This is a genomic window from Acidocella aquatica (assembly GCF_030160635.1).
GTDB lineage: Bacteria > Pseudomonadota > Alphaproteobacteria > Acetobacterales > Acetobacteraceae > Acidocella > Acidocella aquatica.
Genome location: NZ_BSOS01000088.1, coordinates 42,778 through 57,979, shown reverse-complemented (window position 1 = coordinate 57,979; position 15,202 = coordinate 42,778). Strand labels below are relative to the sequence as shown.

The following is a 15,202-nucleotide window of genomic DNA, read 5'->3' as shown; positions in this document are numbered from 1 at the left end:
ATCGCTATTTGACGGCCCCATGGCAGTATTTAAACTTCTTGCCCGAGCCGCAGGGGCAGGGGGCGTTGCGCGGCGTCGCGCCCCAGGTTTCCGGGCGGGCGGGGTCTACTTCGTCCTCGCGGTAGGGGCGCGGGGGTTGGGCCTGCACCACGGGTTCGGCCAGGGCCAGTTCGCCCGTCATGCCGCCGGGGAGCGGGTGGTTTTCCATCGTCACCGGCGGCGGCGGTGGCGGCGGGGCCTCGGCAATGCTCACATGGGCGGTCAGGCGGGTCACGCGCTCTTTCAATTCATCCAGCATGGCATTGAAGAGTTTGAAAGCCTCGCGCTTGTATTCGTTCAACGGGTCGCGCTGGCCGTAGGAGCGCAGGCCGATGCCCTGGCGCAGATAATCCAGCGCCAGCAGATGCTCTTTCCACACATGGTCAAGCGTCTGCAGCAAAATCGATTTTTCGATGTAGTTGGTCAGGTCAACGCCAAACCGCTGCGCCTTGGCATCCGCCTCCGCCTGCGCGGCCTCGGTGATGCGCTCGCGCAGATGGTTCTCGTCGATCCCCTCTTCCGCCGCCCATTCCATAATCGGCAGGTTCAGCCCGAGCACGCGGGCAATATCTTCCGCCAGTTCCGCGCTCTGCCATTGTTCGGCGAAGGCGCGCTCAGGGATACGCAGCGCGACCAGCGTGGTGATCACATCCTCGCGCATTTCCGCCACCACGGCGGAGACAGCCTCCGCACTCATGAACTCGCGGCGCTGGGCATAAACCTCCTTGCGCTGGTCGTTCATAACGTCGTCATATTTCAGCACGTTCTTGCGCATGTCGAAGTTGCGCGTCTCAACCTTTTTCTGCGCCTTCTCCAGCGCCTTGTTGATCCACGGGTGGATAATCGCCTCACCCTCGCGCAGGCCGAGCTTCTGCAACATCCCGCCCATGCGGTCGGAGCCGAAGATGCGCATCAAATCGTCTTCCAGCGAGAGGAAGAAGCGCGAGCCGCCGGGGTCGCCCTGGCGGCCGGAGCGCCCGCGCAGCTGGTTGTCGATGCGCCGGCTCTCATGGCGCTCGGTGCCGATGACAAACAGGCCCCCGGCGGCTTTCACCTTCGCGTGATTGACCTCGATTTCCGCGCGGATCACCTCCGGCGGCGTCTCGGGCTCCAGCGCCACGCGCATCTCGTAATTGCCGCCGAGCTTAATATCCGTGCCGCGGCCCGCCATGTTGGTGGCGATGGTAATGGCGCCCGGCGCCCCGGCCTGCGCCACGATCTTGGCTTCCTGCTCGTGAAAACGCGCATTCAGCACGCTGTGTTTGATCTTTTTATTGTTGAGCAGCTCGGAGATGATCTCGGATTTCTCGATGCTGGTGGTGCCCACCAGCACGGGCTGCCCGCGCTCGCGGCATTCGGCGATCAGCGTTGCCACCGCCTCGTATTTTTCCGCCGCCGTGCGGTAGATCTCGTCGTCATGGTCAATACGCGTGACCGGCACATTGGTGGGGATTTCCACCACCTGGAGCTTATATATCTGCTCGAATTCGTCGGCCTCGGTCATCGCCGTGCCGGTCATCCCGGCCAGCTTGGGGTAGAGGCGGAAGTAGTTCTGGAAGGTGATGGAGGCGAGAGTCTGGTTCTCGCGCTCAACGGTGACAGCCTCCTTGGCTTCCAGCGCCTGGTGCAGCCCGTCGGAATAGCGCCGGCCTTCCAGCATGCGCCCGGTGAACTCGTCAATGATCATCACCTTGCCGTCGCGCACGATGTAATCCACATCGCGGGTGAACAGCACGCGCGCGCGCAGGCTTTGCTGCACATGGTGAACCAGCGAGATGTTGAAGATATCGTAGAGATTGCCCTCGGTCAGCAGCCCGGCCTCGCGCAGCATGTCCTCGACGATCTCCGAGCCATGGTCGGTCATCACCACGGTGCGGGCTTTCTCGTCCTTCTCGTAGAATTCGTGGGTGCCATCCTCCTTGCGGCCACGATGCAAAAAGTCCTGCACCACGGCATCCACCTTGCTGTAGAGCTCGGTCGGCTCGTCGGAGGGGCCGGAGATGATGAGCGGCGTGCGCGCCTCGTCGATCAGGATGGAGTCCACCTCGTCAACGATGGCGAAGTTGAACGGCCGCTGGGTCATGTCCTCCAGCCGGTACTTCATGTTGTCGCGCAGATAGTCAAAGCCGAGTTCGTTATTGGTGCCGTAGGTGATATCGGCGGCGTAGGCCTCGCGGCGCTGGGCATCGTCCAGCCCGGGGATGATGATCCCGGTGCTAAGCCCGAGGAAGCGGTAGAGCTGGCCCATCCACTCGGCATCGCGCTTGGCCAGATAGTCGTTCACGGTGACAACATGCACCCCAAGCCCAGGCAGGGCGTTGAGATACACGGCGAGCGTCGCGACCAGGGTTTTGCCCTCGCCGGTCTTCATCTCCGAGATCTTGCCGGAATGCAGAACCATGCCGCCGATCATCTGCACGTCAAAATGGCGCAGCCCGAGCACGCGTTTGGCCCCTTCGCGCACCACGGCGAAGGCTTCCTCCAGCAGCTCGTCCAGGGTCTCGCCCTTTTCCAGCCGCGCGCGGAACTCCGTTGTTTTCGCGCGCAGGGCCTCGTCGCTGAGTTCGCTCAGCGCGGGCTCGAAAGCGGCAATCGCGGCGACGCGGCGCCGGAACCCCTTCAAGGCACGGTCGTTACTGGTACCGAAGACGGCGCGGGCAAGACTGGCAAACATTTCTGGGCGGATTCCGCATATCTAAAGAGGGTTCTGCGCCGTTCACATAGTCGCGGGGGGGGGCAGGGTCAATTCGCGGCCTGTTTTTCGCACCGGGGCGGGGTTAAAAACATTATATTAATTTTACAAAAGCAGAAATTGCTCAGGGAGCAGGGGCGCGGGCAGGGTGGCGTCGCCCAGCGCCTCGCCCGCCGCGATTTCGATGTTGCGCACCAGCGCGTCCAGCGGCAGGCCGTTCGGCGAGAGGGAGAACGGCTCCTCAAGCTGCTCGCCCAGCGCGTCCAGGCCAAAGAAGGCATAGGCCAGGATCATGGTGAGGAGGGGGGTGGCCAGTCCCAGATTGTCCACCATGCCAAAGGGCAGCAGCAGGCAGAACAGCCAGGCGGTGCGGTGCAGCAGCAGCGAGTAGGCAAACGGCGGCGGGGTTGTGCGCAGGCGCTCGCACGCGGCCTGCACGGCGCTCATCGCCGCCAGATGGTCCGCAAATGCGCGGTACAATATGTCCCCAAGTGCCCCCTGGCGCCGCACCTCGTTCAAATCCGCCGCCTGCGCCCCCAAAATCGCCGCCGCCCGGCTCCGGCCGCGGGGCAGAGCCTCCCATTCGCCAGGCGCCAGCCAGGGCCGCGCGCTCTCCTGCGGCTCATCGCGCAGCTGGCCGCGCAGGGCATGGGCAAACGCCACGGTGCGGCGCGCCACGCGCTGGCGGGTGCCGCCAGGCAGCAGGGTCACCGCCTCGCGCAGCAGGTCACGGCTCACGGCCACCAGTTCGCCCCATTGCTTGCGGCCTTCCCACCAGCGCTCGTAACAGATGTTGTTGCGGAAGCCGAGAAAGATCGACAGCGCCAGCCCCAGCAGGGTGAAAGGGGCGGGGTTTATGTCATGGAAATACGCCGGGGCCAGCTGGTGCAGCCACACCGCCAGGATCGATATGCCCAGCACGGCCAGCAGGCGGGAGGCTATTTCGGGGACGATCGAACCGCGCAGGATAAACCACAGGCCAAATGCGGTGGGGCGGGGGCGGATAATCATGCCCCGGCATACAGGCCGGCCCCGCGCCCGGCAACATGGCTTAGCCCCCAGTCTTGCCGGATTTGGGCAGTTGGCTCATAGGTGCGCAAAAACTGGAAGGTATTTTGCTCCATGCGTTTCACCACTAAGCTCTCGGTTCTGGCCCTTATGACGAGCCTCGCCGCCCCGGCCGCTTTCGCGCAGTCCACCCCCGCGCCCGCCCCCGCCGCCACGCCCGCGCCGCAGGCCGACCCGGTGGTTGCCTCGGTCAACGGGATGAAGATCCACTTCAGCGATATCCAGGCCGACGCGCAGGACATTCCGGCGCAGATGCAGCAGATGCCGCCCAACCAGCTCTTCCCCATCCTCGTGAGCCAGGAGATTGACCGCAAGGCCCTGCTCGTGGCCGCCAAAAAGGAAGGCCTGGAGAAAGACCCGGCCGTTGCCGCCGCGATGGAAGCGGCCGCCGATGTGAAGCTGGAAAATGCCTATGTGCAGAAGCACATCGCCAGCGCCGTTTCGCCCGCCGCCGTGCAGGCCGAATACAACAAGGACTATGCCGGCAAACCCGGCCCGGACCAGATCGACGCGCGCCATATCCTGGTGAAAACCCAGGCCGAGGCGCAGGCGATCATCGACCAGCTGAACAAGGGCGCTGACTTTGCCACCCTCGCGAAGAAAGACAGCATCGACCCCGGCGCCGCCAACGGCGGCGAGCTGGGCTGGTTCAGCCAGGATGAAATGGTCCCGGCCTTCGCCGACGCCGCTTTCGCGCTTGCCCCCGGCCAATACACCAAGGCCCCGGTGCAGACGCAGTTTGGCTGGCATGTCATCCTCTGCGAAGGCAAGCGCAAGGGCCCGACCCCAGCACTGGCCGATGTGCAGGCGCAGATCCGCCAGACCCTGGCTGATAACGCCATCAAGGCCACGCTGGCCGATGTGCGCAGCAAGGTGAAGGTCCAGGTCTACAACGCGGACGGCACCGCCGCCCCGCAGGCCGCCCCGGCACAATAATGGCCGGGCCGATCCCCACCTCTCCGCTGGCGCTGCCGCTGCCAAAGCTGCCCCCCCTGGCAGGGGTGCGGCTGGCCACCGGCGAGGCGGGAATCCGCTACAAGGGCCGCACCGATGTGCTGCTCGCAGACTTCGCCGAAGGCACGACGGTGGCCGGGGTTTTCACCAAAAACCTCTGCCCCGGCGCGCCGGTGAGCTATTGCCGCGAAGCCATTAAAGGCGGCCTCGCCCGCGGCCTCGTCGTCAACGCGGGCAACGCCAACGTGTTCAACGGTCTGCTCGGCGTCCGCGCGGTGGAGACCACCGCCGCCGCCGCCGCCGCCACGCTGGGCACCACACCCGAACAAATTTTCCTGGCCTCCACAGGGGTCATCGGCGAACCACTGCCGGCGCATAAAATCGTCGCGGTGCTGGATACGCTGAAAGCCAACCTGGCGGCTGACCGCTTCGCCGAAGCGGCGCAAGCCATCATGACCACCGACACCTTCCCCAAAGCCTCCACCCGCACCGCGCGGCTGGGCGGGGTGGAAGTGCGCGTCACCGGCATCGCCAAGGGCAGCGGCATGATCGCGCCCGATATGGCGACCATGCTCTCCTTCATCTTCACCGATGCCGCAATCCCCGCGCCCGCCCTGCAGGCGATGCTGAGCAAGGGCGTGGATACCACCTTCAACTGCATCACCATCGACTCTGATACTTCCACGTCTGACACCGTGTTGCTCTTCGCCACCGGCCAGGCAGGCAACGCCCCCACCGAAGACCCCGGCGAGCTGGGCGAATTCCGCCGCGCCCTGCATGAGGTGATGCACGAGCTGGCCCTTATGGTCGTGCGCGACGGCGAGGGCGCGCAAAAACTTGTGCAGATCACCGTGGACGGCGCCGTCTCCAACGCCTCGGCGCGCAAAATCGCCATGGCCATCGCCAACTCCCCCCTGGTGAAAACCGCCATCGCCGGAGAAGACGCCAACTGGGGCCGGATCGTCATGGCCGTGGGCAAGGCCGGTGAACCAGCCGACCGTGACAAACTCGGCGTCGCCGTCGGCGGCACCTGGATGGCCCAGGCCGGCGGCATCGTCCCCGGCTACGATGAAACCCCCGTGGTGGCCCATATGAAAGGCCAGGAAATCAACATCGAAGTTGACATCGGCCTCGGCCAGGGCCGCGCCACCGTGTGGACCTGCGACCTGACCCACGGCTACATCGACATCAACGGCTCCTACCGCAGCTGAAGCCCAGGTGCTGGGGGTGAATTTTTGGGGCAGGCAAGGCCAAGGGGCAGGGCTCCTTGGCCTTGCTCACTGAAAACACCCCCGCTCCGGTGTTCGTCCCTTAGAGCCTGATCGCTTTAAGTGCGATCAGGCTCTGGCCGTTTTTCTGAGAGCGATTCACGCTTTCGGCTCGCTCGGTTGAGCGAACCTCAAACGATCGCCCTCTAAGCCGTGGTTCGTGCCGCGTTCATCAGGCGGGCCATTTCCTTGATCGCGGCTGGCAGGCCGGTAAGCAGCGCCTCGCCCATCAGGAAGTGGCCGATATTGAGTTCGCGGATTTCCGGCAGTGCTGCGATGGGGGTGACATTGGAGAAGGTCAGCCCGTGCCCGGCGTGGCATTCCAGCCCCAGCTGCGTGGTCAGCGCGGCGGCGGCGCGCAGCCGTTCGAGCTCGCCGGGGTGCCCGTTGGCGTAGGCGCCGGTGTGCAGTTCCACCACGGCGGCGCCTACCTCGGCGGCGGCGCGCACCTGCGCCGGGTCGGGGTCGACGAACAGCGAGACAATAATCCCCGCCGCGTTCAGCCGGGCGATGATCGGCCGCAGCGCCTCACGCTGGCCGATCACATCCAGCCCGCCCTCGGTGGTGATCTCGGCGCGGCGCTCCGGCACGATGCAAACGCCATGCGGGCGCAGTTTGACCGCGATCGCGGTCATCTCCGCCGTCGCCGCCATCTCGAAATTCACCGGCACCGCGGCCCAGCCGCAAATCGCCTCCGCGTCGGCGTCGCGAATATGGCGGCGGTCCTCGCGCAGATGAATGGTGATCCCATCCGCCCCCGCCGCGACGCAGGCTTTCGCCACGCTCAGCGGGTCTGGATGCCCGCCGCCGCGCGCGTTGCGCAGCGTGGCGACGTGATCGACGTTAACGCCTAAGCGTATTGTCTGGCGCGCGGCCGCCCCATCAGCCCCACGCGCGGATGTATGTTCGCTCATCGGCTAAATATGCAGCGCGCGGCCGTCGGCGGCCAGTGCGGCTTCCTTCACAACTTCGCTCAAAGTGGGGTGCGCATGGCAGATGCGCGCCACATCCTCGGCCGAGGCGCCGAATTCGATGGCGGTAACCAGCTCGGCGATCAACGTCCCGGCGTCCGGCCCGATGATATGCGCGCCGAGCAGCCGGTCAGTGGTTTTATCGGCAAGAATTTTGGCAAACCCCTCCATCTCGCCCATGGCGCGCGCGCGGCCATTGGCCATGAAGGGGAATTTGCCAACCTTGTACTCAACCCCCGCGGCCTTCAGCTCTTCCTCGGTCTTGCCCACATTGGCCACTTCCGGCCAAGTATACACCACGCCCGGAATGGCGTCGTAATTCACATGCCCGGCCTGCCCGGCCAGGAGTTCGGCCAGCGCCACCCCCTCTTCCTCGGCCTTATGCGCCAGCATCGGCCCGGCGATGACATCGCCGATCGCATAAATGCCCGGCACGTTGGTGGCGTAATGCCCATCGGTCAGCACCAGCCCGCGCGCATCCGCCGCCACCCCGGCGGCCGCCAGGTTCAGCCCCTCGGTATAGGCCCGCCGGCCGATCGCCAGCAGCACGATATCCGCCTCCAGCGTCTCCGCCGCGCCGCCCTTGGCCGGCTCAATGGTCAGCGTAACGCCCGTCTTGCTGGTCTTGGCGCCGGTCACCTTGTGGCCGAGCTTGAACTTGAAGCCCTGCTTGGTCAGTGACTGCTGGAATGCCTTGGAAATCTCGCCATCCAGGCCGGGGGTAATGCGGTCGAGGAATTCAACCACCGTCACCTGCGCCCCCAGCCGCGCCCACACGCTGCCCAGCTCCAGCCCGATCACCCCGCCGCCGATCACCACCAGCCGCCCCGGCACCTTATCCAGCTCCAGCGCCCCGGTGGAGGTGACAATGCGCGTCTCATCAACCTCAACCCCCTTCAGCGGCACAGACTCACTGCCCGTGGCGATGACGATGCTCTTCGCGGTGTAAGCGGTGCCCGCAACCTCAATCGCGTTCGGGCCGGTGAAGCTCGCCGCGCCCTTGATCCAGGTGATCTTGTTCTTCTTGAACAGAAACTCGATGCCCTTGGTATTGGCGCCGACCACCTCGCCCTTGCGGGCCTGCATGCGCGCCAGATCGAAGCTGACCTCGCCAACCGCGATGCCATGGTCCTTCAACCCATGCGCGGCCTGATGAAACACCTCGGAGGACTGCAACAGCGCCTTGGAGGGGATGCAGCCGATGTTCAGGCAGGTGCCGCCCAGCGTGGCGCGCTTCTCGACACAGGCGACCTTCATGCCCAGCTGCGCCGCGCGTATGGCGCATACATACCCGCCAGGGCCGGAACCGATCACAATAAGGTCGAAATTCTCAGCCATTTTTCCGCTCCGCGCCATATGGTTTCAAAAAGATGCGCTGGCCTCATACCCCCGCAGCCCGCCTCAAGCAATTCGGACGCCTCATAACAGCAGTTTAATAATAACGGTCCTTATCCAGGCCGCCCCAGCACACAACGTTAACAAAACGAACAAAACTCACCCCGGAGCGCAACGTGTCACTTATTCTGCTGATCTTAATCCTGTTTCTCCTCTTTGGCGGCGGCGGCGGCTATTACGCCCATCGCAACTACGGCAGCTCCGGCTTAGGCGGCGTGCTGGGCTTCCTCCTGGTGATCCTGGTCATCGTTTGGCTTTTCGGCGGCATGGGAATGATGGGCCATTACCATTACTAGAGCCTGATCGCTTTAAGTGCGATCAGGCTCTGGCTATTTTTCTGAGGGCGATTCACGCTTTCGGTTCGCTCGGTTGAGCGAACCTCAAACGATCGCACTCTGGCCGTTTTTCTGAGGGCGATTCACGCTTTCGGCTCGCTCGGTTGAGCGAACCTCAAACGATCGCACTCTAACGGCTGAATTCTTGCACTAAGCCTGCTGGCATGGCTATGTCCGCGCCATGCCAGCACTCTCCGCCCGCGTCGGCCGCACCGAACTCGCCGCCACCTTCGCCCAGGCCGCCCGCGCCCGCGCCCTGCGCGCCGAAGGCCACGATGTCATCTCCCTCTCCCTCGGCGAGCCCGACTTTCCCACCCCCGAACATGTGGTGGAAGCCGCCCACGCCGCCGCCCGGCGCGGCGAGACCAAATACCCCCCCCTGGCCGGAACCGAAGCGTTGCGGGCGGCCGTGCGCCGCAAATACCTGCGCGACCAGAAGCTCGATGTCCCGCAGGCCAGCATCCTCATCACCAACGGCGGCAAACAGGCCATCTTCAACGTGGTCATGGCCGTCATCAACACCGGCGATGAAGTCATCATCCCCGCCCCCGCCTGGGCCGGCTACGAGCAAACCATCCAGTTCGCCGGCGGCACCCCCGTCTTCGTGCCCTGCCCGCAGGACAAAGGCTTCGTCCTCCAGCCCGAAGATCTCGAAGCCGCGATCACACCGCGCACCAAGCTGCTGCTGCTCAACTACCCCAACAACCCCTCCGGCGCCGCCATCAGCCCCGCCGGGCTGGAAGCCATCGCCGCGGTGCTGCGCCGCAACCCGGAAATCTGGATCCTCTCGGATGATATTTACGAGCATCTGCTCTTCGATCATTTCAACTATGCCACCCTGGCCGCCATCGCGCCGGACCTCGCCGATCGCACCGTCACCATGACCGGCGTCTCCAAAAGCTACGCCATGACCGGCTGGCGCATCGGCTTCGCCGCCCTGCCGCCCGCGCTCATCAAAGCCTGCACCGTGGTCCAGGCCACCACCACCTCCGGCGTCTCCTCCATAGGCCAGGCAGCAGCACTCGCCGCCCTCGAAGGCCCGCAAGACCTCCTGCACGAGCGCGCCGCCGCCTACCAATCCCGGCGAAACCTCGTCGTAAGCCGCCTGAACCAAATCCCCGGCATCGAATGCCACAAACCCGACGGCGCCTTCTACGTCTTCCCCAACATCACCGGATGCCTCGGCAAAACCACCCAGGCCGGCCGCCTCCTCACCAGCGACACAGACTTCACCGCCGCCCTGCTGGACGAAGCCCACGTCAGCGTCGTCCAGGGCGCCGCCTTCGCCATGAGCCCCCATATCCGCATCTCAACCGCAACCTCCGAGGCCACCCTGGCCCGCGCCTGCGAACGCATCGCCACCTTCTGCGCCACGCTGCGATAACCCCCCTCGGGGCGAGCGTTGGTGCTGGGGTAGGCAAGGCCAAGGGGCGCCGCCCCTTGGAACCCCGCCAAAGGCTGAGCCTTTGGAATCCATTACCAAGGTTTCTGAAAAGGGCTCGCTCCAGCCTCTTCAACGCCCGTGTGGCGAGCCCTTTTCAGAAACCTTATTAACGCGTTCGAAGGGCGCGGCCCTTCGCAGGGGTCCAGGGGACGGCGTCCCCTGGCCTTGCCTACCCCAGCGCTATCGCCCGCCCCGGGGGTTTACTGCTTCGCGACGTAGGCGATATCGGCGGCGATGCCTTGGATGTCGGGGGTGTTGGTATCCAGCCCGGCGATGATGAACTGCGGCTTGTTACGGGCGTTGAACACATAAACGGCGGCTGAGTGGGTGACGGTATAGACCGGTGTTTTGGTGACTGAGAACACCACGCGGTAGCGCCGGGCGAGGGCGTAGAGCTGGTCGGCGGTGCCGCGCAGGCCGGCGAAGTTGGGGCCGAACTGGCTAGTATATTTCGCCAGCACGGCGGGTGTATCGCGGTCGGGGTCGACGGTGACAAACACCACACGCACCTTGGCGGCGGCATCGCCCATCTGTTTGAGCACGCGCGCGGCGTTATACATGGTTGCCGGGCATTCATCCGGGCAGTTGGTATAGCCAAAGAACAGCAGCGTGACCTTGCCCTTAAAATCCGCCGCGCTCACCGGCTTGCCGGTATTCACATCGGTCATGTTGAAGGCGAGGTCCGGCACCAGCCCGGCGACGTTCACATCCTGCGGCGAGAGGGTATGGTGGCAGGCGCTCAGCGCCAGGCAGGCCAACAACAAAAAGGCGCGGCGTATCATCATGCTTCCTCTTCATCGGCTTCCAGCCCGAGCAGGCTCTGCGCCGCCCCGGCCTCCACCATCTCCACCGTGCGCAGCACCCGGCCCACGGCGCGCGTCCGCACCCGCGCCTTTTCAATATTGGTCGTCATCGCCGCGGCGTTATTGGCGAGCTTGCCCAGCACATCGTCCATCTTGCTCATCTCCGCGCGCGTCGCCCCCAGCAGCTTGCCGATCTCCCCGGCCCGCTTCTCCAGGTCCAGCGTGATATGCCCAAGGTGGATGGTCTGCAACAGCGCGGGCAACAGCGTCGGCCCCAGGATAATCACCTTCTCGCGCACCCGTATCTCGTCGATGAGGTTGGGAATCCTTGCCACCTCGGCGAACAGCCCGTCGCTGGGCAGATACATCACGCCAAACTCCACCGTCTCCGGCGGGCAGATATATTTCTCGCGGATCTTCTTCGCCTCCAGCCGCACCCGTGCCGCGATCCCCTCGCGCGCCGCCCGCTCGCCTTCCACATCCGCCTTCTCGGCCGCGTTCAGCAGGCGCTCATAATCCTCTGTCGGGAATTTGGAATCCACCGGCAGCCACAAGGTGCTGCGCGAGGGCATCCGCAGCGCGAAATCCACCCGCTCACGCTGCCCCTCCCGCAGCGCGAAATTGCGCTCGAACGCACCGGGCGGCAGCACCTGTTCCAGCATCGCGCCCAGCTGCGCCTCGCCCCAGCCGCCGCGCGTCTTCACATTGGAGAATATCCGCTTCAAATCCCCTATCTGCGCGGCGGCTGACTGCACCTCCCCCATCGCCTGCTGCACCTGGGCGAACTGCTCCAGCACGCGGGCGAAGCTGTTGGTCATCTGCTGTTCCACCGCCTCGTGCAGTTTTTCGTTCACCGAGGTCTGGATCGCCCCCAGCCGCGTCTCCAGCAATGCGATGGTGCGCTGCGAATCTTCCGCCGCCGCCCGGCGCAGCCCCTCCACGGCGTTGGCCATGTTCTGCGTCGCCCCGCTTATCTGCGCAAAGGCCTGCGAGAGCGCATCGGTCGTCCCGGTCTGGATCGCCCCCGCCAGCCGCCCCTCCATCGCGGCCAGGCTGGCGCGCAAAAACTCCGCCTCCGCCCGGCTGGCAGCCAGCACCTTGTCCAACCCCAGTTGCAGCCGCTCCGGCGCCGCGCGCGCCGCGCGCATCGCGGCCCAGCCAAAAACCATGGCCGCCACGCCGATAAGCCCAACAAAAGCCAGGAGCAGGAGTTGCATGTTCATGCTACCAGCCTAGCAAGCTTAAACGATTCGCGGGAGCCGCCAGCATGGACTACCAGTATCTTGAGGATTTCCACCCCGGCCAGGTGTTCGAGAGCGCGCCGATAACGGTCACCGAGGCCGAGATCATCGAATTCGCCGAAAAATACGACGCCCAGCCCATGCATGTTGACCCGGTGGCCGCCCAGGGCATCACCGGCGGCCTCATCGCCAGCGGCTGGCACACCGCGGCCCTCACCATGAACCGCTTCATCACCGCCGGTTTCTACAACCCCGCCCCCGGCGCGCTCGGCCTTGGCTGCGAATCGCTCAAATGGCCCAAACCCGTGCGCCCCGGCGATGCCCTGCGCCTGCGCCTCGAAGTTCTCTCCGTGCGCCCCAGCGCCAGACGGCCCGGCAGCGGCGTCGTCACCAACCGCTTCACCACGCTCAACCAACATAATGATATCGTGCAGGAAATGGTCAGCTCTGTTATGATCGCCCGGCGTAACGCCTGACATAAGGGAACCACCATGAACAGCGCCGTCACCGTCATTGCCTTCCTCGTTATCATTGCCGGCGCCGCCATCGGCTATCTGCTGCAACAACCCGTCATCGGCGGCGTCATCGTGCTCATCGGCGTCATCCTCGCCCTCACCCTGCGCACCGCCGCCGAGTGGGAGCGCTCGGTTGTCCTGCGCCTTGGCCGCTACGCCGGCGTGCGCGGCCCCGGCCTCTACTTCCTCATCCCCGCCTTCGAGCTGGTCTACACCGTGGTCGACACGCGCCGCCAAAGCACCCGCATCTCGGCGGAGGACACACTCACCGCCGATGCCGTCTCCGTCACCATGGACTCGATCATGTTTTGGCGCGTCTCCGATGTGAAGCGCGCCGCCACCGAACTCACCGACTACCGCAACATGATCGCGCAGATCGCCCAGACTTCGCTGCGCGAAGTCATCAGCGCCACCACCCTGGGCGACATCCTCTCCAACCGCGAGGCGATGGACGAGAAACTGCGCGCCTACATCACCAAAAAATCCGACGGCTGGGGCATCGGCGACATCTCGGTTGAAATCCGCGACGTCAAAATCCCCCCCGAACTCAACGATGCGATGAGCCGCAACGCCCAGGCCGAAAAAGAGAAACAGGCCCGCGTCACCCTCGCCAGCGCCGAGGTCGCCATCGCCGAACAAATCGCCGACGCCTCGCGTATTTACGAAAACAACCCGGTCGCCCTGCAAATCCGCCAGATGGGCCTGATCTACGACATGAACAAAGACCGCGGCGTCACCATCCTGGTCCCCACCGGCATGGCCAACGCCCTGGGTGCGAGCATCGCGCTAAACGTCAACAACCCCGACCGCCCCAAACCTTTATCCGCAACAGCATTCTCTCCCCCGCCCGGCAGCGGCTCGGTGCCAAAGGCTTAATGCGGCAAACGTAGGATGGGTAAGCGCAGCGCCACCCATCCCTTTTGCCCGCCCCATTCATTCCGCTCCAGCATCCTCCCGCCATGACGGATTACCGGCGCAACAGACTCCCTGGCGGCACTTATTTTTTCACCGTCAATCTGTATGATCGCCAACGCCCACTCCTCGTGCAACATGTCGATATCCTGCGCGATGCAGTGCGCAAGGTTAAAGCAAACGCCCCGTTTCATATTGACGCCTGGGTGGTCCTGCCAGACCATCTGCACTGCCTATGGACTTTGCCTGAAGGTGACGCGGATTTTTCAGCGCGGTGGCAGGCGATTAAAACCACATTTTCCAAGGAAATGCCGCGAGGTGAATTCCTCTCGCCAAGCCGCCGCGCCAAGGCCGAGCGCGGGATCTGGCAGCGGCGGTTCTGGGAACATACCATCCGCGATGAACAAGATTACGCCGCGTATATGGACTATATCCATTTCAACCCCGTGAAACACGGCCTCGTTACTGAGGTTGCGCAGTGGCCGTATTCATCATTTCACCGCACGGTGAAAATCGGGCTTTACCCAACGGCCTGGGCCGGCAGCGGCGCCACGCTGAATGATATGGGCGAAGCTTGGACGCAAGAAACCGATGGGTAGCGCTGCGCTCACCCACCCTACGGCTGCTCCGCTCGCGGGGGAGAAAGTCGCACCATGGACTTTTATCTAAGCCGGAAGGTCGCCTCCAGCCCCCGTAGGATGGGTAAGCGCAGCGCCACACATCCCCCTTTTTCGCCAGCCCACCCTATCCGCTCCGGCATCATCCCAAAACGGCAAACCCCCTACCCAAACTCATAAGCATCCATCCGTAAAAACGAATACTCCGTCGAGCTGTGCAGCCGCTTCACCGCCGCTCCCGCCCCGGCCGCGCCCATCGCCACATACAGCGGCAACAAATGCTCCTCCGTCGGGTGCTCCTCCGCCGCAAAGGGCGCCAGCCGCCGGTAGTCCACCAGCGCCGCCACATCCCCCGCGCGCAGCTTCTCGTCCATCCAATCCGAGAACGCGGTCACATCCGGCGTCTCCGGCGCGTCAATCTCGGGCATCCCCCGGCGAAACCGCCTTAAATCATGCGTGAAACTGCCGCTGCCCACCACCAGCACGCCTTCCGCCCGCAGCGGCGCCAGCGCCGCCCCCAGGGCATGGTGATACGCCGCCCCCAGGTGCGACTGCACCGAGAGCTGCAACACCGGAATCTCCGCCTGCGGATACGCCAGCAAAAGCGGCACCCAGGCCCCATGGTCCAGCCCGCGCGCGGTGTCTATCCCCGCGGCAAACCCCGCCTCGCGCAGGCTCTGCGCCACCCGCTCGGCAAGCTCCGGCGCGGTGGGCGGGGCATAATGCAGCGTGTAAAGCTCCTTCGGGAAGCCATAAAAATCATGAATCGTATCATTGCGCGCGGGCGCGTTCAGCATCGGCGTCTGCGTCTCCCAATGCGCCGAGGCCACCAAAATCGCCTTCGGCCGGGGCAGCAGCCCGCCCAGCCCCATCAGAAAATCCCGCGCCGGCGTGTCCATCAGCGCCATCATCGGCGAGCCGTGGCTCAAAAACAGTGCTGGCAACATC

At 64.6% G+C, this 15,202-nt stretch carries 14 protein-coding genes; 7 read left to right on the top strand and 7 right to left on the bottom strand.

Going from position 1 to position 15,202, the window contains the following annotated elements:
• Positions 1 to 4: 4 nt before the first annotated feature.
• Together secA and QQJ84_RS15465 are read right to left on the bottom strand one after the other, a co-directional pair.
• Positions 5 to 2,713 (bottom strand): preprotein translocase subunit SecA, encoded by a 2,709-nt coding sequence (secA, locus tag QQJ84_RS15470; RefSeq protein ID WP_284259211.1) that lies wholly within the window; start codon positions 2,711 to 2,713, stop codon positions 5 to 7.
• A 123-nt stretch (positions 2,714 to 2,836) separates the two neighbouring features.
• On the bottom strand, positions 2,837 to 3,742 hold the full coding sequence (locus tag QQJ84_RS15465; RefSeq protein ID WP_284259210.1) for a bestrophin family protein: 906 nt from the start codon (positions 3,740 to 3,742) through the stop codon (positions 2,837 to 2,839).
• A gap of 111 nt (positions 3,743 to 3,853) precedes the next feature.
• Between QQJ84_RS15465 and QQJ84_RS15460 the strand changes: the two genes are divergently transcribed.
• Both QQJ84_RS15460 and argJ read left to right on the top strand, forming a co-directional pair.
• Positions 3,854 to 4,735: a peptidylprolyl isomerase gene (locus QQJ84_RS15460; RefSeq protein ID WP_284259209.1), complete on the top strand. Its 882-nt coding sequence runs from the start codon at positions 3,854 to 3,856 to the stop codon at positions 4,733 to 4,735.
• A complete protein-coding gene (argJ, locus tag QQJ84_RS15455; protein ID WP_284259208.1) occupies positions 4,735 to 5,964 on the top strand; it encodes a bifunctional glutamate N-acetyltransferase/amino-acid acetyltransferase ArgJ in 1,230 nt (409 codons plus the stop codon). The genes QQJ84_RS15460 and argJ overlap by 1 nt, the downstream gene beginning before the upstream one ends.
• Positions 5,965 to 6,167: 203 nt before the next feature.
• Here the strand turns inward: argJ and QQJ84_RS15450 are convergent, their stop codons facing one another.
• On the bottom strand, positions 6,168 to 6,935 hold the full coding sequence (locus QQJ84_RS15450) for a pyridoxine 5'-phosphate synthase (RefSeq protein ID WP_284259207.1): 768 nt from the start codon (positions 6,933 to 6,935) through the stop codon (positions 6,168 to 6,170).
• Between the two features lie 3 nt (positions 6,936 to 6,938).
• Entirely contained in the window at positions 6,939 to 8,330 is a 1,392-nt protein-coding gene (gene lpdA / locus QQJ84_RS15445) for a dihydrolipoyl dehydrogenase (protein ID WP_284259206.1), read from the bottom strand.
• A 173-nt stretch (positions 8,331 to 8,503) separates the two neighbouring features.
• Here lpdA and QQJ84_RS15440 point away from each other — a divergent pair, with 173 nt between their 5' ends.
• Positions 8,504 to 8,683 carry a DUF3309 family protein gene (locus QQJ84_RS15440; RefSeq protein ID WP_284259205.1) on the top strand — a complete coding sequence of 60 codons (180 nt, stop codon included), beginning with the start codon at positions 8,504 to 8,506 and terminating at the stop codon, positions 8,681 to 8,683.
• Between the two features lie 220 nt (positions 8,684 to 8,903).
• Positions 8,904 to 10,106 carry a pyridoxal phosphate-dependent aminotransferase gene (locus QQJ84_RS15435; RefSeq protein ID WP_284259204.1) on the top strand — a complete coding sequence of 401 codons (1,203 nt, stop codon included), beginning with the start codon at positions 8,904 to 8,906 and terminating at the stop codon, positions 10,104 to 10,106.
• A gap of 260 nt (positions 10,107 to 10,366) precedes the next feature.
• On the opposite strand, the gene QQJ84_RS15430 is transcribed toward QQJ84_RS15435, so the two are convergent.
• A complete protein-coding gene (locus tag QQJ84_RS15430) occupies positions 10,367 to 10,951 on the bottom strand; it encodes an SCO family protein (protein WP_284259203.1) in 585 nt (194 codons plus the stop codon).
• Complete coding sequence (locus QQJ84_RS15425) at positions 10,948 to 12,192, bottom strand: DNA recombination protein RmuC (RefSeq protein WP_284259202.1); 1,245 nt, start codon at positions 12,190 to 12,192, stop codon at positions 10,948 to 10,950. Before QQJ84_RS15425 ends, QQJ84_RS15430 begins: the two co-directional genes overlap by 4 nt.
• 44 nt (positions 12,193 to 12,236) lie before the next feature.
• On the opposite strand from QQJ84_RS15425, the gene QQJ84_RS15420 reads away from it, so the two are divergent.
• From QQJ84_RS15420 to QQJ84_RS15410, 3 genes are all read left to right on the top strand, one after another.
• The gene (locus tag QQJ84_RS15420; RefSeq protein WP_284259201.1) at positions 12,237 to 12,686 is read left to right on the top strand and encodes a MaoC family dehydratase; all 450 of its coding nucleotides are present in this window, start codon (positions 12,237 to 12,239) and stop codon (positions 12,684 to 12,686) included.
• Positions 12,687 to 12,701: 15 nt separating this feature from the next.
• Complete coding sequence (locus QQJ84_RS15415; protein WP_284259200.1) at positions 12,702 to 13,601, top strand: slipin family protein; 900 nt, start codon at positions 12,702 to 12,704, stop codon at positions 13,599 to 13,601.
• A gap of 83 nt (positions 13,602 to 13,684) precedes the next feature.
• The gene (locus QQJ84_RS15410; RefSeq protein ID WP_284259199.1) at positions 13,685 to 14,236 is read left to right on the top strand and encodes an REP-associated tyrosine transposase; all 552 of its coding nucleotides are present in this window, start codon (positions 13,685 to 13,687) and stop codon (positions 14,234 to 14,236) included.
• A 182-nt stretch (positions 14,237 to 14,418) separates the two neighbouring features.
• Here the strand turns inward: QQJ84_RS15410 and QQJ84_RS15405 are convergent, their stop codons facing one another.
• A complete protein-coding gene (locus tag QQJ84_RS15405; protein WP_284259198.1) occupies positions 14,419 to 15,201 on the bottom strand; it encodes a DODA-type extradiol aromatic ring-opening family dioxygenase in 783 nt (260 codons plus the stop codon).
• Position 15,202 lies beyond the last annotated feature (1 nt).